The sequence below is a fragment of the Leucobacter sp. GX0328 genome (genome assembly GCF_053567315.1).
Genome location: NZ_JBSGPC010000003.1, coordinates 38,331 through 58,740 on the forward strand (window position 1 = coordinate 38,331; position 20,410 = coordinate 58,740).

The 20,410-nt window shown below is 67.6% G+C and carries 17 protein-coding genes; 10 read left to right on the forward strand and 7 right to left on the reverse strand.

Annotated features, from left to right (window positions below; genetic code table 11):
* Positions 1-181 precede the first annotated feature (181 nt).
* Positions 182-928: a gamma-glutamyl-gamma-aminobutyrate hydrolase family protein gene (locus ACUYTF_RS11310; protein WP_434143252.1), complete on the forward strand. Its 747-nt coding sequence runs from the start codon at positions 182-184 to the stop codon at positions 926-928.
* Positions 929-1,007: 79 nt separating this feature from the next.
* Complete coding sequence (locus tag ACUYTF_RS11315) at positions 1,008-2,096, forward strand: Zn-dependent alcohol dehydrogenase (protein ID WP_434143253.1); 1,089 nt, start codon at positions 1,008-1,010, stop codon at positions 2,094-2,096.
* Positions 2,097-2,174: 78 nt separating this feature from the next.
* Here ACUYTF_RS11315 and ACUYTF_RS11320 read toward each other — a convergent pair whose 3' ends face one another.
* Positions 2,175-3,692 carry an amino acid permease gene (locus ACUYTF_RS11320; RefSeq protein ID WP_434143255.1) on the reverse strand — a complete coding sequence of 506 codons (1,518 nt, stop codon included), beginning with the start codon at positions 3,690-3,692 and terminating at the stop codon, positions 2,175-2,177.
* A gap of 256 nt (positions 3,693-3,948) precedes the next feature.
* On the opposite strand from ACUYTF_RS11320, the gene ACUYTF_RS11325 reads away from it, so the two are divergent.
* Entirely contained in the window at positions 3,949-4,668 is a 720-nt protein-coding gene (locus tag ACUYTF_RS11325) for a gamma-glutamyl-gamma-aminobutyrate hydrolase family protein (RefSeq protein WP_434143256.1), read from the forward strand.
* Here ACUYTF_RS11325 and ACUYTF_RS11330 read toward each other — a convergent pair.
* Both ACUYTF_RS11330 and ACUYTF_RS11335 read right to left on the reverse strand, forming a co-directional pair.
* Positions 4,665-6,401, reverse strand: a complete 1,737-nt coding sequence (locus ACUYTF_RS11330; protein ID WP_434143258.1) for a GAF domain-containing protein — start codon at positions 6,399-6,401, stop codon at positions 4,665-4,667. The genes ACUYTF_RS11325 and ACUYTF_RS11330 overlap by 4 nt on opposite strands.
* A gap of 89 nt (positions 6,402-6,490) precedes the next feature.
* Positions 6,491-8,125: a flavodoxin domain-containing protein gene (locus tag ACUYTF_RS11335; protein WP_434143260.1), complete on the reverse strand. Its 1,635-nt coding sequence runs from the start codon at positions 8,123-8,125 to the stop codon at positions 6,491-6,493.
* 264 nt (positions 8,126-8,389) lie between these two features.
* Here ACUYTF_RS11335 and ACUYTF_RS11340 point away from each other — a divergent pair, with 264 nt between their 5' ends.
* The 6 genes from ACUYTF_RS11340 to ACUYTF_RS11365 all read left to right on the forward strand — a co-directional run bounded on the left by ACUYTF_RS11340 (position 8,390) and on the right by ACUYTF_RS11365 (position 14,820).
* A complete protein-coding gene (locus ACUYTF_RS11340; protein WP_434143262.1) occupies positions 8,390-9,157 on the forward strand; it encodes a glutamine amidotransferase-related protein in 768 nt (255 codons plus the stop codon).
* Positions 9,158-9,301: 144 nt separating this feature from the next.
* Positions 9,302-10,690, forward strand: coding sequence for a glutamine synthetase family protein (locus ACUYTF_RS11345; RefSeq protein WP_434143266.1), 1,389 nt, complete (start codon positions 9,302-9,304; stop codon positions 10,688-10,690).
* 92 nt (positions 10,691-10,782) lie between these two features.
* Positions 10,783-11,964, forward strand: a complete 1,182-nt coding sequence (locus ACUYTF_RS11350) for a cytochrome P450 (protein ID WP_434143268.1) — start codon at positions 10,783-10,785, stop codon at positions 11,962-11,964.
* Between the two features lie 5 nt (positions 11,965-11,969).
* Positions 11,970-12,182, forward strand: coding sequence for a ferredoxin (locus ACUYTF_RS11355; RefSeq protein ID WP_434143270.1), 213 nt, complete (start codon positions 11,970-11,972; stop codon positions 12,180-12,182).
* Positions 12,179-13,336, forward strand: a complete 1,158-nt coding sequence (locus tag ACUYTF_RS11360; RefSeq protein ID WP_434143271.1) for an FAD-dependent oxidoreductase — start codon at positions 12,179-12,181, stop codon at positions 13,334-13,336. Before ACUYTF_RS11355 ends, ACUYTF_RS11360 begins: the two co-directional genes overlap by 4 nt.
* Before the next feature lie 11 nt (positions 13,337-13,347).
* Positions 13,348-14,820, forward strand: coding sequence for an aldehyde dehydrogenase family protein (locus tag ACUYTF_RS11365; protein ID WP_434143273.1), 1,473 nt, complete (start codon positions 13,348-13,350; stop codon positions 14,818-14,820).
* Positions 14,821-14,875: 55 nt separating this feature from the next.
* Here ACUYTF_RS11365 and ACUYTF_RS11370 read toward each other — a convergent pair whose 3' ends face one another.
* The 4 genes from ACUYTF_RS11370 to ACUYTF_RS11385 all read right to left on the reverse strand — a co-directional run bounded on the left by ACUYTF_RS11370 (position 14,876) and on the right by ACUYTF_RS11385 (position 18,935).
* Positions 14,876-16,666: an ATP-binding cassette domain-containing protein gene (locus ACUYTF_RS11370; RefSeq protein WP_434143275.1), complete on the reverse strand. Its 1,791-nt coding sequence runs from the start codon at positions 16,664-16,666 to the stop codon at positions 14,876-14,878.
* Positions 16,667-16,808: 142 nt separating this feature from the next.
* Positions 16,809-17,192, reverse strand: coding sequence for a D-ribose pyranase (gene rbsD, locus ACUYTF_RS11375; protein ID WP_434143277.1), 384 nt, complete (start codon positions 17,190-17,192; stop codon positions 16,809-16,811).
* 54 nt (positions 17,193-17,246) lie between these two features.
* On the reverse strand, positions 17,247-17,945 hold the full coding sequence (locus ACUYTF_RS11380; RefSeq protein WP_434143278.1) for an MgtC/SapB family protein: 699 nt from the start codon (positions 17,943-17,945) through the stop codon (positions 17,247-17,249).
* Positions 17,946-17,984: 39 nt separating this feature from the next.
* Positions 17,985-18,935 carry an EamA family transporter gene (locus ACUYTF_RS11385; protein ID WP_434143280.1) on the reverse strand — a complete coding sequence of 317 codons (951 nt, stop codon included), beginning with the start codon at positions 18,933-18,935 and terminating at the stop codon, positions 17,985-17,987.
* Between the two features lie 105 nt (positions 18,936-19,040).
* On the opposite strand from ACUYTF_RS11385, the gene ACUYTF_RS11390 reads away from it, so the two are divergent.
* Positions 19,041-20,354 (forward strand): M20/M25/M40 family metallo-hydrolase, encoded by a 1,314-nt coding sequence (locus ACUYTF_RS11390; protein ID WP_434143282.1) that lies wholly within the window; start codon positions 19,041-19,043, stop codon positions 20,352-20,354.
* Positions 20,355-20,410 lie beyond the last annotated feature (56 nt).

Below are 20,410 nucleotides of genomic sequence, written 5' to 3' on the forward strand. Positions count from 1 at the left end.
GCGCGGCTCGCCGCGTTCACGCGCCGACTCCGGTCGTCGAGCAGGCGGTGACGCGAAAATAAATGGTGAGTCCATTGTGTTGAATATCGCCTCATGACTACTATTTGGTATGAGCAAAAATTTCTCGCCGGCGATCGGCGGCGGCCACGGTTCACGGGGGGATCGCACTCGGAATCGGGCGGTGATCGGCATTCCCGTTCCCCTCGAGCAGGCGAGCTGGCGGGTGTGGGAGGGGCAGGCGCACCTGCTGTCCCTGTCGTACACGCAGCATCTGCAGTCCGCCGGGGCGACAGTCGTCCTGATCCCTGTGCCGACCGAACCGCGGCAAGGATTCGAGCAGGATGCCGCCGACGTCGTATCCCGCCTCGACGGCCTCGTCCTCGCGGGGGGTGCGGACATCGATCCGGCGAGGTATGGAGCCGACGTAGCGCCTGAATCAGGCCCTTTCGACGGAGCCAGGGATGCATGGGAGGCAGCGCTCATCGAAGCGGCGATCAGTGCGGGAGCGCCGGTATTCGGCATCTGCCGAGGCTTGCAGCTGCTGAATGTCGTGCTGGGCGGCACGCTCATCCAGCATCTTCCGGCGGTCGTCGGCAGCGCGATCCACAACCCGGCCCGAAACGCATTCGGCGAGCATCGCGTGCGCACCGTCGAGGGGAGCTGGTTGCGCGGCGCCATCCACGAAACGGCCGATGTCGCGACCTACCATCACCAGGCGATCGATGAGCTCGGGCGCGGGCTCGTCGTCACCGCGCATGCCGATGACGGCACGATCGAGGGCATCGAAGATCAGCGTCGAGGCCTGATCGGGGTTCAATGGCACCCCGAAGCGAAGGCTCATGGCGGCGTCTTCCGCAGCTTCGTCAAGCTCTGCGAGACGCGCCGGGAGCAACCGGGGGAGGCCCCGACCGCGTCTGCGGAGATCTGAGCTACCAGCACACCCACCGCACGCCGACGGCGCCTCGACGTCGATGCGCCGTCGGCCGCACAGAGAAGGAGAACCTCCGATGAAAGCAGCAGTACTCGAACACGAGCGAAGCGACCTGATCATTCAGGATGTCGAGGTCGGCAGTGTCGGTCCGCGCGAGGTGCTCATCCGCACCGCCGCGGCGGGTCTCTGCCACAGCGATCTCAATCACCTCAACGGCGTCTTCGAAATACCCCGGCCCTCCGTGCTCGGGCATGAATCCGCGGGGGTGGTGGTCGAAGTGGGGGCCGACGTCGAGGACTTCGCGCCCGGCGACCACGTGATCACCTGCCTCGCAACATTCTGCGGGCATTGCGATCGCTGCCTCTCGGGCCGCTCCTACCTCTGCGAGAGCACGGAGAGCCGGCGCGGCCCTGGCGAAGCGCCGCGGCTGCATCGGGACGGCGCGGAGATGCACCAGTTCCTGAACGTGTCGAGCTTCGCGGAAACGCTCCTTGTGCATGAGAGCGCCGTCGTGCGCATCGACGACCGCATGCCGCTCGACCTCGCCGCGCTCATCGGGTGCGGTGTGACGACGGGTCTCGGCGCGGTCTTCAACAAGGCCCGCGTCGAGCCCGGGCAGACCGTGGCGGTGCTCGGGTGCGGGGGGATCGGTCTCAGCGCCATCCAGGGCGCGCGCATCGCGGGCGCCTCCGAGATCATCGCGATCGACCTCAATGCGGAGAAGCTCGGTGTCGCGAGGCGGCTGGGGGCGACGCAGGTGCTCGCGCCCGAAGACGGCGATCTCGCCGAGCAGATTCGCGAAGTCCTCCCGGACGGCGTGGATCATGCGCTCGAGGCCGTCGGCGTCGCAGCGACCGCGACAGCGGCGCTGGAGAGCCTGGCCGTCGGCGGCACCGCCACCATCATCGGTTTGATGCCCGCCGGCCGCACATTCCCGGTCCAGGGGCGCCTGCTGCTCGACGACCGCAAGCTGCAGGGCGCCTACATGGGGGCGCAGAACTTCCGTGTCGCCATGCCTCGATACGTGTCGATGTATCTCGACGGCCGGCTGGATCTCGAAGGCATGGTCAGCTCGCGCATGCGGCTCGAGGACGTGAACCGCGGCTTCGACGCCATGCGCAAGGGGGAGGCGCTGCGAGACCTCATCGTCTTCGACGAGGCGTAAGCCGCAAGCGCCTGCGGCATCAAGCAGATCGCCCCCGCTGAGAATCTCAGCGGGGGCGAACTGCTTCGGGCGCGGCTTCTAGAGCTCGTCGAACATGTGGCCCATGTCGGCCCAGACCTGCTTGCGGTTGGCGCGGATCCAGAGCGCGAGCAGGAGGCCCACGGCGAAGATCGCGATGCCGACCCAGGGTACGAGGCGCATGCTCATGGGGATCTCGGCTCCCGGCTCCGACGGGATGAAGGAGAAGTAGAGCCCGCCGATGATCGCGACGATCGAGAACAGCGCAGCGGCCGCTCCCGCCCACACGAACTTCGGGGAGCGGTTGCGCAGGCCGTGGAGGATCGCCGTGATGCCGAGCATCACGTAGACGAAGATCACCACGGGAGTGCCGTAGCCGAGCAGCAGCGAGAACGCGTACTGGCCTCCGGTCGTGTAATCGTCGATGCCGCCCACGAGCGCCACCTGAACCTCGTACGGGGTCAGCAGTACCGGGCCGCCGATGAGCAGGACGATCAGGATGATGACCAGGAGCATCGAGTTCCACGGGGTGTTCCACCGCGGGTGGAGCCGGCCGAGCGCCTGCGGCAGCACGCCCTCGCGCCCCATGGCGAACAGTACGCGCGAAGTCGCAGTGTGCAGGCCGAGAGCGCAGAAGAGGCTCGCCCCGGCCGCGGAGGCGAGCACCAGCGCGGAGCTGAGAGTGTTCGGCGCCACTGCCGCGAGACCGGTCGCCGCGAGCGGCCAATCGGTGGTGGCCTGCTCGACGCCGAATCCGATGGCGGTGGCATAGGTGACGATCAGGTAGAAGATGCCGGCGATGACCACCGAGCCGATGACGGCGCGCGGAATATTGCGCTTCGCGTCTTTCGTCTCCTCCGAGAGCGACGCGGAAGACTCCGAGCCGACGAACGAGAGCATCGCGAAGCCCATGCCGAAGAAGATGCCCATCCAGGGGACGTCGACGGCGGGCGGCCAGAAGACGGCCATATCGAAGTGCGCTCCGGCCGATGCGATCGGAGTCTCGCCGTCGACGACGCTCGCGTCGGGCGACCCGATGGCGATCACGATGAACGAGACCGTGAGCATGATGACCATGCTCACGAGGAGGAAGATCAGCTGGTTGCGCGTCGATACCGCGACGTTGAAGAAGTTGAGCAGCGCGATGATGGCGAGGCCGATCAGCGTGAACCAGTACCAGGGAATCGTGCCGCCGAACAGGAGGTCGACGAGGGTCGACATGAAGAAACCGAAACCGGCGAGCACGCCGCCTGCGAAGAGCAGGTAGGCGGCGACGTATCCCCAGCCGCCGACGAAGCCGGTGGTGCGGTTGCCCCCCTTGCTGAGGTAGGTGTACATCGAGCCGGAGGAGGAGATGGTCCTGGCGAACAGTGCGACCACGGATCCCACGCACAGCATTCCGAGCGCTCCGAGAAGGAAGGAGAGCGACGTTGCTCCTCCAGCCTTGATGGCGGCTTGATAGGTGATGAACGCCCCCGACATTGCGGGCGCCATCACCGACAGGCTTTGCGCGATGACATCCTTCAAACCGAGCTTCTTCTGAAACTCCTGGACCTGTTGGCCCGCCGTAGTAGTCATTCCGACTCCTCATGATCAAGACGAGAAACGCCCCGCCGGGGCGCGATCTGCTCCGCAGATTATGGCCACCGTATTTGGGCTGAGAATATAGAGCAAGGGAATCGATGAAGTCGTCCTATATTATGGATATCCACGCCATGAAGTGGATGAAATGCCCATATAAAGGGCTTGCCATTTGGTTGGAAGTCGGATTCACCGCGGCCGGCCATGGGCGACTCGGCCGGTACGGCATTCGACGAACGCGAAGAAGGAATAGGTGAAATTGAAGATCGCACTGCTGCATCTGAGTGATCAGAGGCCTCACATCCCCGTGTACCACGGCGCTCTGCTCGAGCTGGGCACGGCGGCGAAGACGGCGGTCACCGCGTTGGGCTGGGAGTGCGAAGCGGTCGCAGGGAACGATCTGCCGCTGCACGAGTCCGTCGCTGTCGCGGCGGATGCCGACGCCATCGTGATTCTCGGCGGCGAGGATGTGGCCCCGGAATTCTACGGAGGCACACGGGAGTACGACGGAAGCGGGGAGTACCTGCTGCGCGCCGATGCTGCGCATCTCATCGCCGTGCATACCGCGCTCCGTGCCGGACAGCCGGTGCTCGGCATCTGCAGGGGGCTGCAGCTGATCAACGTCGCCCTCGGCGGCACGCTGATCCAGCATCTCAAGACCGGTGGGCGGCATCGCCTCTCGGCCCCCGGGATGCAATCGTTCGCGACGAATGCCATCGAACTCGCTCCGGACGGGGACTACGACCAGGACCTGGTCGCTGATGCCGTGCGATGCTCGCACCATCAAGCCATCGATGCGCTCGGCGAGGGCCTCGTCGTGGCGGGGCGTGCGCATGACGGCATCATCGAGGCCGTCGTGCACGAGAGCGCTCCGATCACCGGTGTGCAGTGGCATCCCGAACATCCCGAAACGGCGGCCGAGCAGCTGACACCGCTGCTGCGCCGTCTCGAACGTCAGGCTGCGCAGCGCTAGATCTGATCCTGCTGCAGCAGCCTCGTCGCGAGCAGGATCTCGGGCCAATGGCTCTCCTGGCCGAGATCCGATTCGATGAGCGTCGACGCGCGCGAGAGCCGCTGACGCAGGGTGTTGCGGTGGATGAAGAGCGCTTCGGCCGCGTTGGCGATCGAACCCCCGTGCAGCGCGAAGACCTCGACCGTCTCCACGAGCTGCGTGCCGTGCTGCTGATCGTATTTCAGCAATGGCCGCAGCCTCTCGCAGTACTGCTGCACGCCTGAGCTGAGCTCGTAGACCAGGCGGGGGAGATCACGAACGGACTGGATGGAATCGTAGGCCATCACCTGCGGGGCCTTGCGCGTGGAGGAGAAGCTCGCCCACGCGAGTGCCGCCCGAGCCTGGATCAGCGCATTGCGAATACTGTTCGTGCGGATCGTGCTCTGACCGATGCCGATATCCGCGCTCATGCCGATCGTCTGCTCGAGACGTGCGAGCCACTGGGTGATCCGAGTCAGTGCGGTCGATTCCGGTGCCGAAAGGTCGACCTGCACCAGCAGCACGACCAGCGTTCCCGATTGCGCGAGGAGCGTCTCGGGCCCCAGCTCGGAGAGCACCGACTCCTGCACGATGCGCCCGAAGGTTTCGACATCGGCGCCGAGCCGTTTGACCTGGACCAGCGCGGGGATGAATCCGTTCCCTTTCCACCCGAGGTACTTGAGGCTCTCGAGCATCTGGTCCTCGCGGTCGGAGGCGAGCAGCGCCATCATCTGCGCCGCCCGGTTCGGCGCGACGCCGATGTTCTCGATGAGTACGCCGACCTGCGTAGCGAGCATGTTCAGCCGATCGGTTTCCTCCTTCGTGAACTTCCGCGATCTGAAGCAGGTCAGCACGCCGTGCGAGATGCCGTATCCGAGCGAGGCGGAGATCTGGTCGTACCCCTTGCTCTCGTACCGCTTCTCGACGTCGCGGGCCTGATGCTTCGAATGGCTGAGCCATACCTTGGGGCGCTCCGGATCGCCGAGCCTCTCGGCCACGGCGATCGGTTCGGTCGCCATCGAGAGCCAGCCGACGTAGTTGATGATGCAGGCGTCGGCGTCGAGCAAGGTCAGAATGCGCCGTGCGCATTCCCTGGCGGCGGCGGGGAACGATACGCCCGATAGGGGCGGGAGGTCGATGAGGAAGCGGGCGGTGGCGGACTGCAGCTCGAGTTCGCGCACGGTCTGAGCGCGCTTGAGGGCGCTCGCGAGCAGCAGGCCGACCTCTTCGGCGATATCGAGCTCGGCCTGCCCGAACGCGTGCCGTTCGACGGAGTAGATCGCGAAGACGCCGTAGAGCGCCTCCTCGTCGTAGATCGGTACCGTCAGCACCGACTCGAACGCGTCTTCTGCGACCCCGTCGAGCGAGATGAAGCGGGGGTCGTCCCGGTAGCCCTCGTTGATGAGGATCGGTTGGCGGCGCAGTGCGCTCCAACCGGTCAGGCCTTCCCCCAGACGCATGCTGATGTTGCTCGCGGAGTATCCGAGATCTGCGTGCGTCATCGTGCGCAGTTCGAGACGCTCGGAGTCGGGGTCCCAGAAATAGACGAACACGCTCATCTCGCCGGTAGCTCGAGCGACCAGGTTGACGGCGGCTTCGACGAGCCCGGCGGGCTCCTGCTCCTGGGAGAAGATCCGCACGAGCCCCGAGAGCACATCGGCCCTGCGCTGCGCGAACTGCACTCCCGAGTCGCGGGGGGCAACAGGATCGTCCAAGTGCTTCATCCTCTCATCATCGAGCGATCGAACCGTCTTCGAACTATCGGGCGGCGAAGCACCGTAGGTCTCCCCATCGTAGCGGCGCCTCAGTAGACGTCCTTCGCATAGCGGCCCGCGTCGCGCAGAGACTCCAGGGTGATGCTTCCGCTCCCGCCGTCTCGTTCGGAAGTGCTCGTCTCGAGGACGGCGGCGAGCGCCTTCTCGACATCGTGCGCCATACGGTTCTTGTCTCCGCAGATGTAGATGTGCGCGCCGCGCGCGAGCCAGGACCGCAGCTCCTCCGCTTGCTCGGCGATCTCGTGCTGGACGTAGTGCTTCGTGTCGCCGTCCCGGGAGAAGGCGAGGCTGAGGCGCGTCAGCACTCCGGCCTCCTGCCAGCGGATCATCTCGTGCTCGTAGAGCCAGTCGCTCGAGCGATGCTGATCGCCGAAGAAGAGCCAGGCATCGTTCTTCCGCTCGCGCCCCTCGATGGACTGCAGGAACGAGATGAACGGTGCGACTCCCACGCCGGGCCCGATCATGATGACGGGGGCATCGTCTTCCGGGAGACGGAAATCGTGGGCGACGATCCGGCGCACCGAGACTTCCTGCCCCAGTGCGGAGTCGAGGTGGTGAGTACCCGTTCCGAGGTGCAGTCGACCCCGGGCATCGTAGGAGATCGTCGAGACGGTGAGGCTGAGCCTGCCCTGCGCGGCCCGAGGGCAGGAAGCGATCGAGTACGAGCGCGCCTGCACGGGGCGCATGACGTCGACGATGGCCTGCAGGTCGGTCCCGGCGAACCCGAGTTCGGTGACGATATCGAGCACGTCGCGGCTCCACAGCCAGTCGTCGATCTCGTACCGCTCGCCGGAGTCGAGCAGGTTGCGGATACGATCGGCGGCCTCGGACGAGGTGATCCTGCTGACGAGCGCATTGATGAGGCCGATGTGGGGGAGCCTGAGCTCGAGCCGGTCGGTCAACGCCTCGCGCAGGTCGAGCTGTTCATCGGCGATGCGCACTGATTCGATGCCCGGGAACGCGGTCAGCCACTCCGCGACGAGCTTCGCGGAGTTGCGCGGCTTGATCTCGACCGAATCGCCCGGCAGGTACTCGAAGTCATCGGGGAGTTCGAGATCGTAATGGACGACCTGCTTCCGGGAGCCCGGCGCCGTGAGACTGCGGCTGCTCGAGATGCGCGCGGTGCGCCACGCCTCGGCGGCTGTGGCGAATTGCTGCGCTGTCTCGGTATCGACCAGCACCTGCGCATCCGGCTCCCACGGGGAGACATCGGGCACGGCCGCCAGGAACGTCTTCACCCAGGGAGCCGCGGTCATATCGAAGTCGACATCGCATTCGATGCGTTCCTGGATCGTGGTGGCGCCCAGCGCCTGGAAGGCGCCGTCGAAATCCTGACCGGCCTTGCAGAAGTCTTCGTACATCGAGTCGCCGATCGCGAGCACGGCGTAGGGGAGTCCGGCGTACTGGCCGGCTTCGCAGGTCTGCAGCCAGGACCAGAATGCATCGGCGTTCTCGGGCATATGGCCGTTGTCGTGGGTGGATGTGACGATCAACAGGCGCTGCCACGAGAGCGTGTTCTCGCTCAGGGCGTCGTCGAGGGTGAGGAGCTCGGTCGAGATGCCGGCCCGCTCTGCGTCCTGGGAGATGTTGTAGGCGAGGAACTCGGCATTGCCGGTCTGGCTGCCGTACAGGATCGTCAATTCTGCGGCGGATACTGAAGTCATCAATACTCAATTCGTTTCTGCGGGCCGGCGACGGTGCCGATCGCGGTTCGAATGCCCGTCCGGGCTCGAGGTCGTTTCCACTCTCGAGGAAAAGGCCCGGCTCCACGCATGCAAACGGCACTGAAGCGTGCCGGCGTATGTGCGCGATGCACATATTGATCGCCGTGCCGTCTGGTCTGATGTATCCGCGTCGAACCGGCACCGGTGCGCGGTGCTCGGGCCGATCGCCGAACACGACGGAGTTTCAGAGGAGGACTGAGCCATATGGATGGAGCGACTGGGGCGGTGCACTCGCGACCGCGCGTGCTCGTGCTGCAGCCCGACCGCGACTGCGGGCCCGCACGCATCGAGCGATGGGCCCGCGCTGCGGGTGCCGACCTGGACGTGCGACTCGCCGATATCGCGGGCGCGATCCCGGAGACGCTGCAGGGATACGACGGGCTGATGGTGCTCGGGGGCGACATGGGCGACGGGGACACCGAAGCGTTCCCCTGGCTCGAGGATCTGCGCGCGCGTTTGCGCGAAGCCCGGCGCGATCGGATCCCGGCGCTCGGCATCTGCCTCGGCGGCCAGCTGCTCGCCTCGGCGCTCGGCGGCGCAGTGCGTCGGGGCGCTGCAGGGATCGAGACCGGTGTCGTAGAGATCACCGTGACCGAAGTCGCCGCGGGCGATCCTCTCATGCGCGGCCTTCCGCCGACCTTTCTCACCGGGGCGATGCACGGCGATGCCATCACCCGCCTGCCCGACGACGCGGTGCTGCTGGCAGCGGGCGCCCGTTACCCGCATCAGGCGTTCCGCAGCGGTTCGACCTGGGGCGTGCAGTTCCACCCGGAGATCGGGCTCGAGGAATACGCGAACTGGCGCGACGCCGTGTCCGCGACGATGCCCGACTTCCTGCCGGAGTTCGACGGCACCGTTGCCGAGTTCGCGCGTCTCCAGGACGAAGTGGGGCCGGCGTGCGAACGGTTCGTCACGAACTTCCTCGGAGTCGTGGCCGCTCCACGCGGCTCGCGGCGAGCGGATCGCGAATGACCGCAGGCGGCCCGCTGAACGAGGTTCCACCGTGCCGCCTGCACCGCGCCACGGACGGCTATGTACAGAATGCACAGTCTGCCGGGGGACGGTTTCAATACGGTGGACCGTGCACTCACTGCCCGTACGAAAGGTAAGTCACTAATGAACAATGGAGTTCGTGGATACGACCCCTCGACCGACTTGAAGCGCTACTTCGTCGAGAACGAGATCAGAGTCGTCAAAGTCGGTGCCCCCGATATGGAGGGCATCTGGCGCGGTAAGCGCATCATGGCGGAGTTCTTCCTCAAGACCGTCGCCACGGAGGGAAGCCATTTCAGCGACCTCCTCTTCGGCTGGGACGTCCAGGGCGAACCGATCCCCGGATTGCAGTACACCGGTCCCCACACCGGCTTCCCCGATCTCGCGCTCATCCCGGACCTGTCGACGCTGCACGTCGTGCCCGGCGAGCCCGGAGTCGCCGCGGTGATCTGCGATGCCTTCACGCTCGAAGGCGACCCGATGCCGCTCGCTCCCCGCGAGATCCTGCGACGGGTCGTGCAGCGCGCCGAAGCGGCCGGCCTGCGCACGCTCTGCGCCTACGAGTTCGAGTTCTACCTCTTCGAGGGCACACCCCGAGAGCTCGCCCGAGGCGGCTATCGCGACCTCGTGCCGATCAACGACGGCGTGTACGCCTACAGCATCTGCCGCGACAGCGGCACCGACTGGCTCATCGGAGACATCCGCGACCGCCTCGCCGAGATCGGCGTCTTCATCGAAGCGAGCAACAGCGAGTACGGCCCCGGGCAGTACGAGGTGAATATCCACTACGGCGAGGCGCTCTCGGCGGCCGACAGCGCTCTGCTGCTGAAGAACACCGTGAAAGAGGTCGCGGCCGAACACGGATACACCGCATCGTTCATGGCGAAGATCAAGAACGATGCCGCGGGCAACTCCGGCCACGTGCATATGAGCATGAACTCGCCGGAGACCGGTGCGACCCTGTTCTCGAACCCGGAGGACGGCCGAGCGCTCAGCGAGATCGGTATGCACTTCATGGCAGGCGTGCTCGAGTACTCGCACGAGATGACCGCGCTGTACCTGCCGACGCCGAACGCCTACAAGCGCGTCGAGGGCGGGCAGTTCGCCGGCTCGAATACGTCGTGGGGAGTCGACAACCGCACGGTCGCGGTGCGCTCGATCCCGTCCTCCGGGCCGTCGGCTCGCGTCGAGAATCGCATCGCCGGCGCAGACGCGAACCCGTACCTCGTGCTCGCGGCCACGATCGCGAGCGGCCTCGAGGGCATCGAACGGAAGCTCGACCCGGGAGCGCCGGTCGTCGGCAATGCCTACGATCTCGACGCCGATGAATCGATGCGCCTGCCGAACACGCTCGACAAGGCCGTCGACCAGTTCTCGCGGAGCGAGATGGCGAAGAAGTACTTCGGCGCCGACTTCGTGGAGCACTACTCGCAGATGCGGCGCTGGGAGGCGCACCAGTCGCGCATCGCCGTCACGCAGTGGGACATCGAACGCTACCTCGAACGCATGTAGGCGACCGTTCCACACCCCTCTTGAACCGCCGGACCCCGACGCCCTCGCGAAGCCCGAAGGCTGCGGTCCGGCACCGAAGAAAGGACCCGATCATGGCCAAGACCACCGAAGACCTCAACGAATTCAGCTACCACGGCGACCACCTCGACACCATCTTTGACGACTACGAGGTCATGATGAACGAGTGCCCCGTGGGGCGCAGCAAGAAGTACGGCGGGTTCACCTTCCTCGCCAAGAGCGAAGACATCTTCGCCGCCGAGCAGGATCCGGAGACCTTCTCGGTACGCCCCACGATGCTGCTGCCCGACCTCGGCATCGACTTCCCGATGGTGCCGATCGACGTCGATCCGCCCGAGCACACGGCGTATCGCAAGATCTTGCTGCCGCTGTTCACCCCGATGAACATCGCGAAGCTCGAGCCCGGTATGGTCGAGACCGCGCGAGCACTCGCAGAAGAGGTGCTCGCGGAAGCGGCAGCGAACGACGGTATCGCGGACCTCTCGAAGGGGTTCGCCCGCCCCATGCCGACGATCATCTTCAGCCGTCTCTGCGGGTACCCCGAGGCTGACTGGCCGAAGTTCGACAAGTGGGTGGACGACATCCTCTACGAACGCACCGAGCATCCCGAGGTCGCCCGCGCCGCGAGCGACGAGGTCATCGGGTACTTCCGCAACATGATCGAAACCCGCCAGGCCGACGGCGGCGAATACACCGACCTCATGGACAAGATCATCCATTCGAAGATCGACGGACGCGCGCTCACTCAGGAGGAGATGATCTCGTACGCCTATCTCCTCTTCGTCGCCGGCCTCGACACCACCGCATGGGCGCTGCGAGCCTCCCTCTGGTACCTGGGCCAGAATCCGAAGGCCCAGCAGCAGCTCCGCGAGAACCCCGACCAGGTGCCGATCGCGGTCGAAGAGTTCCTGCGCACCATGTCACCGGTGCAGGCGATGGCGCGCAAGTGCACGCGCGACACCGCCGTGCAGGGGCACGAGATCAAAGCAGGCGAACGGGTGGTGCTCGTGTTCGGCGCGGGCAACCGCGACCCCGAGATCTTCGAAGACCCGAACACGATCAAGATCGATCGCGAGGACAACCGGCACCTCGCATTCGGCGGCGGAGTGCACCGCTGCCTCGGGTCGAATCTCGCACGCAAGGAGCTCATCATCGGTCTGCAGGAGTTCCTGGCGAAGGTGCCCTCGTTCGAGACCGTCGGCGACCAGGTCTGGCACGGAGTCGGCCCCCTCGCCGCTCGCATCGGGACGGAGTGATCATCATGGCGAAGGAACTGTACATCGATCTGAACCGCTGCCAGGGTCATGCCCGCTGCTGGGCGCTCGCCCCCGAGACCTTCGGCATCGACGACGAAGGCTACAGCTACGTACTGCCCGGCCGCGAGGGCTCGGTCGACGAGGAGAACGTGCGCAAGGCTATCAAGAACTGCCCGGAACGAGCCATCATGCTCCGAGACGTCGAAGGCGCACCATGATCGCCGACGAGTACGACATCGTCGTCATCGGCGCCTCGGTCGCGGCCGAAGCGTTCGGCAACCGCCTGCGCGAACTCGGTTACAGCGGCGAGCTGCTCGTCGTCGACCGGGACCCGAGCATGCCGTACGAGCGACCGCCGCTCTCCAAACGCTTCCTCACCAGCCCCGAGGATACGGAGATCGCCGTCGAGTGGCAGGGGATCGCTCCGGTGATCGCAGCCGAAGCGACGGGCGTCGATCCCCTGGCATCGACCGTCGAACTGCGGTTGGAAGAGAGCGGCGAGACCAGGCGGGTGCGCTACGGTCGCCTCGTCATCGCTACCGGAGCATCGCCGGTCAGTCTGCCCATCGAACCGGAGGGAGTGCTTCGCCTGCGCACGCTCGGCGACGTCGAACGCATACGCCGAGCTGCAGGCGACGGCGACCGCGTCGGCATCATCGGCGCCGGCGCGATCGGATCGGAACTCGCGACCTCGCTCGTCGGCAACGGCGCAGAGGTCGTGCTTCTCGACAAGGCCGACCGGCCGCTCGAACGGCTGCTCGTCGGCCACCTCGGCGCCGACGTCGCGTCCTGGCTCCAGGCGATCGGCATCGATTGCCGATGGGGGGCCGATATCGAACAGATCACCGGCGGTCCGGGCGACTGGACCATGATCCTCGGCGACGGCAGCGTGCTCGCCTTCGATGCGCTCATCAGCGCGGTCGGTGCGCGGCCGATCACCTCCTGGCTCTCCGACAGCGGCCTCCTCACCGACGGGCAGCTCGTGTGCGACGAACGGGGGCGCGTGATGACCGGGAAAGCGGTGCACGAGACCGTCTTCGGCATCGGCGATGTCATCACCCGGCAGACGGTATCCGGCGAACGCATCCGAACGGAGAGCTGGACCGCTGCCGCCGAGCACGGCACGCACCTCGCCGAGACGCTCATCGGCCGCGAACCGAGTGCACCCGAGATGCCCTACTTCTGGACGGACGTCGCCGGTCGCAAGATACAGGTGCTCGGCACGCTGAGACGCGACGGGGCGATCGAAGTCGAATTCGAGAACCCCGGCCGCGGAGCCATCCTCTACCGCGTCAGCGGCGACGACGGCAGCGAAGGCTGGATCGGCGTCAACGCACAGCCCCAGATCGCCATGCTCCGCATGGCACGTTAGGACACGGACCCATGACCAGAACCATCCCACCGATCATTCTCCAGCGCTCGTACATCGATGGCGAATGGATCGCGCTCGAAGACAGCGGCCGACCCCTCTGCGACCCGAACACCGGCGAAGTGCGCCAGCAGAAGCTCACCACCGCACCTGCGGACATCGAGCGTGCGCTCGCCGCAGCGCATCGTTTTTCGGAGGGCGGCCGAAGCCGCGAGATTCAGCTCGACGCGCGCGTCGAGCTGATGGAAGCATTCGCCGATGCGCTCGATCGCCGTCAGGAGGAAGTCGCGTATCAGGATTCGATCAACACCGGCTGCCCGATCGCAACGGCGAAGATCATCGCCTCGTCGCTCGGCGACCGCGTGCGGTCGGTGGTGCGCGAGGCGATCGAACTCGGCGAATCCGTCGAACTGGGCACTCCCGACTACCCCGTACGGTTGCTGCGCGAACCGATCGGCCCGGCGGTCATCGTCGCCCCGTGGAATGTGCCCTCGTTCACATCGTCGGGCAAAGTCGCCGCTGCGCTACTCGCGGGCTGCCCGGTGCTGCTGAAACCGTCTGAGAACACCCCGAGCGGGGTGCAGCTGATGGCGGAGATGCTGATCGGTCTGATCGAGGAACGGGGGCTTCCGAAGGGGTACTTCCAGCTCCTCCAGGGCGGCTCGTCGATCGGTACCCTGCTGACCGGGGACCCGAGGATCGGAGCGCTGGTGTTCACCGGAGGCGTCGACACCGGCAGGTCGGTGGCAATGAGCGCGGCCTCCGCCCTTGCTGTGGCGCAGATGGAGCTCGGATCGAACAACCCAGTCATCGTCCGGCACGACGCGGATGTGGCCGCCGCCGCCGCATCGCTCGTACAGGGCACGACTCGGGTCAACGGCCAATGGTGCGAGGCGCCCGGCAAGATCCTCGTGCACGACTCGCTGCACGACGACCTGGCATCCGCGATTCAGACGGAGTTCGCCGCGCTCCGCATGGGCGACGGACTCGATGAATCGACGCAACTCGGGCCCCTCGCATTCGAGCGCCATCGCGACGCGCTGCAGCACGAGGTCGCGCGGCTCGAAGGCCTCGGCGGCTCGCTGCTCGGGCGCGATGACCTGCCGGATCTGGGCGGATGGTTCCTGAACCCCGGCGTCGTCGTCGGCACGGCCGCGGAAGACGCGACGACCGAACTCTTCGGGCCGCTGCTCACGATGCACGCGTACACCGACGAACTCGAAGCGCTGCGTCACGCGAATGCGCCGACCGGCGGGCTCGACGCCTACGTCTTCAGCGGCGACATCGATGCGGCACTCGACCTCGCCTCCCGCATCCGTGCGGGCGAGGTGCGCATCAACGGGACGTTCATGTCCGACCTCGCCGACGGGTCGCAGCAGACTTTCTGGGGAACGAGCGGTATCGGCGGGCACGGGCCGCAGTACGGCGTCCGCTTCTTCCTGGGGGACCGCGTGGTGGGCGTCGACCGGGGCGGCTTCGCGCTCTGACCGGCACGCCGCCGTCTTCGAGTGGCTCGCCGAGGGGCTTCAGCGACCCGGCGGGCTACTCGGGCGAGACCTCGAAGCGCTCGCCCGACCAGCGGCGGCGCAGCCAGCGGTCGTGCGACGCGACCACCACCGTGCCGGGGTAGCGCTCGAGCGCCGTCTCGAGGGCGTCGATCAGGCTCAGCGAGAAGTGGTTGGTCGGTTCGTCGAGCAGCAGGATCTCGGGCGGGTCGGCGAGCAGCACGGCGAGCGCGAGCCGGCGCTGCTGCCCGACGCTGAGCGTCGATACCGGCCGGTTCAGGTCGCGGCCCGCGATGAGCCCGAACGCGGTGAGCGGCACACGCTCCGCAAGACCGGTATCGCCCGTCCGCTCGCCGACGAGGTCGGTGTACGCCTGCAGCACGGTGCGGCCGTCGCCGCGCCCCCGCGGGTCGGCGAGCTCGATCTCCTGCGACAGCAGCTCGACCCGGTCGCCGCTCGAACGCGTCACCTGCCCGGTATCCGGGGAGAGCCGGCCCGCGAGTATGCCGAGCAGCGTCGACTTGCCCGCACCGTTCGGCCCGGTGATGAGCCAGCGCTCGCCGCGGCTGATGCTGAGTGAATGCGGCACGAGGCGCTCGGCGGAAGAGACGTTCGTCGCCACGAGCACGGGCTCCAGCGCACCTGAACCGGTGCCGTCTCCGCCGGCGCCCGATGCGCCGGCGCCCGATGCGCCGGCGCGCGGTGCGCCCGCGACCGTGAGACCGCGGAACTCGAGCTCGACCGGAGGCTTGCGGATCTGCTCCGCCTCGAGCTGCTCGAGGCGGCCGCGCGCATCGTTCACCCGGCGCGAGACGACCTTCGCGTTGCGGTCGCCGTAGAACTTCTGGGCGATGCGGCTCTCCGTGCGGGGCTTCCAGTCGGTATGCCCGACGGTCTGCTGCCCCGAGACCGAGGCGCGCATCTTCGCGATCGCGGCCTGCTCGTCGCGGTACTGCCGCTCCCAGCGCGCCCGGGCGTCCTGCCGATCGGCGAGATAGTCGCTGAAGCCGCCGGTGAAGCGGGCGGCGCCGATCCCTGTGCCGCTGCCGTCTTGCACGAGCGGGCCCGAGACCGCGTGCGGAATGGGCGAGGGGTCGAGGTCGATGAGCGAGGTCGCGGTCTCATCGAGGAAGGCGCGGTCGTGGCTCGCGATGAGCACCGGCCCCCGCCAGGCCGCGAGTGCGCCCACGAGGAACGCGGTCGCGGCATCGTCGAGGTGGTTCGTCGGCTCGTCGAGCAGCAGCACATCGGGGGAGCTGAGCAGCAGGCAGGCGAGACCGAGACGCGCGCGCTGCCCGCCCGAGAGGGACCCCGCCGCCCGCGATCGATCGAAGGCTCCGAGGCCGAGACCGTTCACGGTCGCGGCGATGCGCGCGTCGACCTCCCACGCCCCGAGGCGTTCGGCGTCGTCGAGGGCGCGGGCGAACGCATGCTCGATCTCCGGGTCGTCGGGGTGCTCGGCCATTGCGCCGCCGAGCTCGCCGACCGCGGCCGCCGCGTGCCGCACGGGCGCCACCGACCCCTCGAGCGCCTCGTCGATCGAATCCTCGAGCGCGAACGGCGGCTCCTGATGCAGCAGGCCGATCGTGGTCGCCGCGCCGCCGGGCGATTCGACCGAGACTGTGCCGACGCGATCGTCGAGCAGCCCCGCGATCGCGCGCAGCAGCGTCGACTTGCCCGAACCGTTCTCGCCGATGAGGCCGACCCGCTCGCCCGCCGAGACGGTGAACGAGATGTCGGTCAGTACGCGCCGCCCGGCGTAGGAGTGCGAGACGCCATCGACCCGCAGGTGCGTGCGTGCGTCGAATGCAGATGCTGAATGGAACATGAAACCCTTGAGATCGTCGAGTGACCTGCCGGGCGCGCGAAAGGGCCTCGGACGCAGGTGCGTGTCGATGGTCAGGAGATCATGCGCAACAGCGTAGCAGAAGACGCGGCGCCTCCGTACGCGGAGGAACGAGAAGCGCCGCTCAGAATGGGACGCCCGACCGCAGGATCACGTTCGCATAGGGGCGGGCCTCACCGGTGCGCACGATGAACCGGCAGTCGGCGGTGAGCCGCTTCAACTGCTCGTGCGACACCTGTTCGAGCCCGGGGAAGCGCTCGCGCAGCGCTGGTCCCGCCGCATGGTCGTCGGCTTCGACCGCGGCGATGGCGTGCTCGGTCACGACCTCGGCGGTGAGGGCGTCGAGCACGTCGAGGAACCCCGGCACACCGGCGACCACCGCGAGATCGATCACGCGCACGCCCGGCGGGATGGGCAGCCCGCAGTCGGCGACCGCGAAGGTATCGGTGTGCCCGAGCGACCCGATCGCATACAGGAGGTCGCGGCCGAGGATTCCGGATCGTTTCATCGCATCTGCCTGCTTCCGTCCATCGGGTGTTCGTGGCCGGCTGCCCGGGGCTCGTCACTCGTCGTCGTCGGCGTCGTCGTGCCGCACCTGCACGGAGCGGATGCCCGGCACTTCGTGGAGCTTCGGGATCAGCACTTCGAGCGGGGGCTTGCCCTTGAACCGCACGTCGAGTTCGACGATGCCGGTGTGCTCGTGCTTCTCCGAGCGGAGGATGTAGGCCGAGAAGCCGACCTCCGCCGCATCGGTGAGCACCTGCCGGAGCGTGCCGCTGCCGTCGAGATAGACGAGGTGCAGCACGCGGTTCGAATCGCGGTTCGGCAGCTTCGCCACCAGGGGGCCGACAATGATGAGGGCGAACATGTGCGCGGCGGTGAGTCCGACGGCGAGCATCACCATTCCAGCGCCGCACGCCATGCCGACCGCCGCCGCAACCCAGACCGTGGCCGCGGTCGTGAGGCCGCGCACCACGTCGCGCCGCGTGAAGATGACGCCGGCGCCGAGGAAGCCGATGCCCGAGACCACCTGCGCCGCGATGCGCGAGGGATCGCCGCCGGTCGCATGGCCGAGCAGCGGTTCGAACCCGTACGCAGACACCAGGGTGAACGTGGCCGAACCGGTGCCGACGAGCACATGGGTGCGGAACCCGGCGGCCTTTTGGCGGAACTGGCGTTCGAGGCCGATGAGGCCGCAGAGCACGAACGACGCGGCCAGCAGCCCGAGCTGCAGGCCGGAAGTCGGAGTCCACCACGGCATGGCCCCAGGATAGCGAGCCCCGGTCCGATCGGAACAGGGCTATGCGCGTCCCCGGTCGCGGCCCTTCGCGAGCTCGCCGAGACGCACGACGACGACGCCGCTGATGATGAGAGCAGCCCCGATCCACTGCATGCCCGTCGGCAGGATGGCGAGCAGCACGATCGTCCAGAAGATGCCGAAGAGGGCCTCGGAGTACCCGGTGAAGCTCGACAGCGTCGCGCCGAGGCGGCGGGAGGCCGCGACGCCGAGCACGTAGGGAGTGGCGGTCGAGATCACGACGAGCCCCGCGACGGCGACGACGGGGGAGACCTCGGCGCCCGCGATCACGACCGGGGCGTCGGCCACCTCGAACGGCAGGATGCCGGTGAGCGAGACGCAGACGAGCACGACCGCGCCGAGGCCCAGACCGAGGCCGACGAACGGGATCGGCGGGATGCCGTGCGAGGCCTGAGCGCCGGCAGCGTAGTAGGCCGCGTTGCCGATCGCGGCGACGAGACCGAACACGATGCCGAGCGGATGGAGCGCGGCGCCCCCGCCGCCGATGCCCGAGATCGCGAGCAGCCCGCCGACCGCGAGCACGGCTCCGACGAGGGTCAGCGCCGACGGCGCCATCCGGGTGCGCAGCCAGACCCACAGCACCAGGAGCACGGGGCCCATGAACTCGATGAGCAGCGCGAGGCTCGGCGCGATCAGCTGCACGGACATGAAGAAGGCGAGCTGGCAGATCGCGACCGCGAGCAGACCGAAGAGCAGCACCGATTTCCAGCCGTGCCGCAGTAAGGACCAGCGGCCGCGCATCGAGACCACGGTCGGGACGAGCAGCACGAGCGCGGCCAGCACGAGGCGCGTCGTCGTCGTCGCGCCGGCCGACCATCCCGCCGCCATGAGGGCGCTCGCGAAGATGCCGGAGAGCGCGAACGTCGCTGCAGAAGCGATGGCGAGCAGGAAGCCCGCGAGCGGGAATCCGCCCGTGCTGTTCGACGTGGCCACGTTCGCCCCTATCTGTAGTTCCCGATGCGAGCGTAGCGCGTCATACGGCGCAGCATTCGCACGCGCTCCCGACCCGGCCCGATCGCGCTCGGCTACGCTGGGAGCATGCCGAACGAGACCATCACGAACGAGCTCTCCGAGACAGCGAAGATCGCGCGGGACCTGATCCGCATCGACACCACGAACCGGGGCGGCGGCGACGCGAATCCCGAGCGGCCGGCGGCCGAGTACGTCGCCGAATACCTGCGCGGCCTCGGCCTCGCACCGCAGATCTTCGAATCGGCTCCGGGGCGCGCGAGCCTCGTCGCCCGGGTCGTCGGGGCCGAGCCCGAACTGCCGGCCCTCGTGCTGCACGGGCACCTCGACGTCGTGCCGGCCGACCCCGCGAACTGGAGCGTCGACCCGTTCGCGGGCGTCGTGAAGGACGGCATGCTGTGGGGCCGCGGCGCCGTCGACATGAAGAACATGGACGCCATGATCCTCACGGCGATCGCCGAGCTGCAGCGCGCGGGGGAGAGGCCGCGACGCGATGTGATCCTCGCCTTCTTCGCCGATGAGGAGAACGGCGGCGAATACGGCGCCCGCTACATGGTCGACCACCACCCCGAGCTGTTCGCAGGGGCGAAGACCGCGATCAGCGAGGTGGGCGGCTACTCGATCGACATCGACGGCACCCGCGCCTACCTCATCCAGACCGGCGAGAAGTCGCTCGACTGGATCAGGCTGCGCGCCCGAGGCACGGCCGCGCACGGCTCGCGCGTGTGGCGGGACAACGCCGTCACGCGGCTCGCCGAGGCGATCGCGGCGCTCGGGCGGCACGAATGGCCGCTCAGGCTCTGCGACACGACGCGCGAACTCGTCGACGAGATCGCCCGCATCCTCGGCGAAACGCCGGGGGAGCGCGACCCGGAGGAGCTCGTCGTACGCCTCGGCGCAGGCGGCGGCTTCATCCAGGCGAGCCTGCGCACGACGAGCAATCCGACGGTGCTGCAGGCCGGGTACAAGCACAACGTCATCCCCGACACCGCCGAGGCGCTCGTCGACGTGCGATCCCTGCCGGTCGACCAGGCCGGCGTGCTCGACGAGATTCGCGCGATCGTCGGCGACGACATCGAGATCGAGAGCGTGCACTCCGACGTCGGCCTCGAGACCCCGTTCTCGGGCGAGCTCGTCGACGCCATGGTGGCGAGCCTGAAGCGCGAAGACCCCGAAGCGCGGGTGCTGCCGTACCTGCTCTCGGGCGGCACCGACAACAAGTCGCTGTCGCGCCTCGGCATCGCGGGCTACGGCTTCGCGCCGCTCAGGCTGCCCGCCGATCTCGACTTCCCCGGCATGTTCCACGGGGTCGACGAGCGCGTGCCGCTCGACGCGCTCGACTTCGGTCATCGCGTACTCGTCGACCTGCTGCGCAGCTACTGAGCCGTCACCTGGGTTAGTCTGGACGGCGGCCCGCACCGAACCCGCACCCGCGCGCC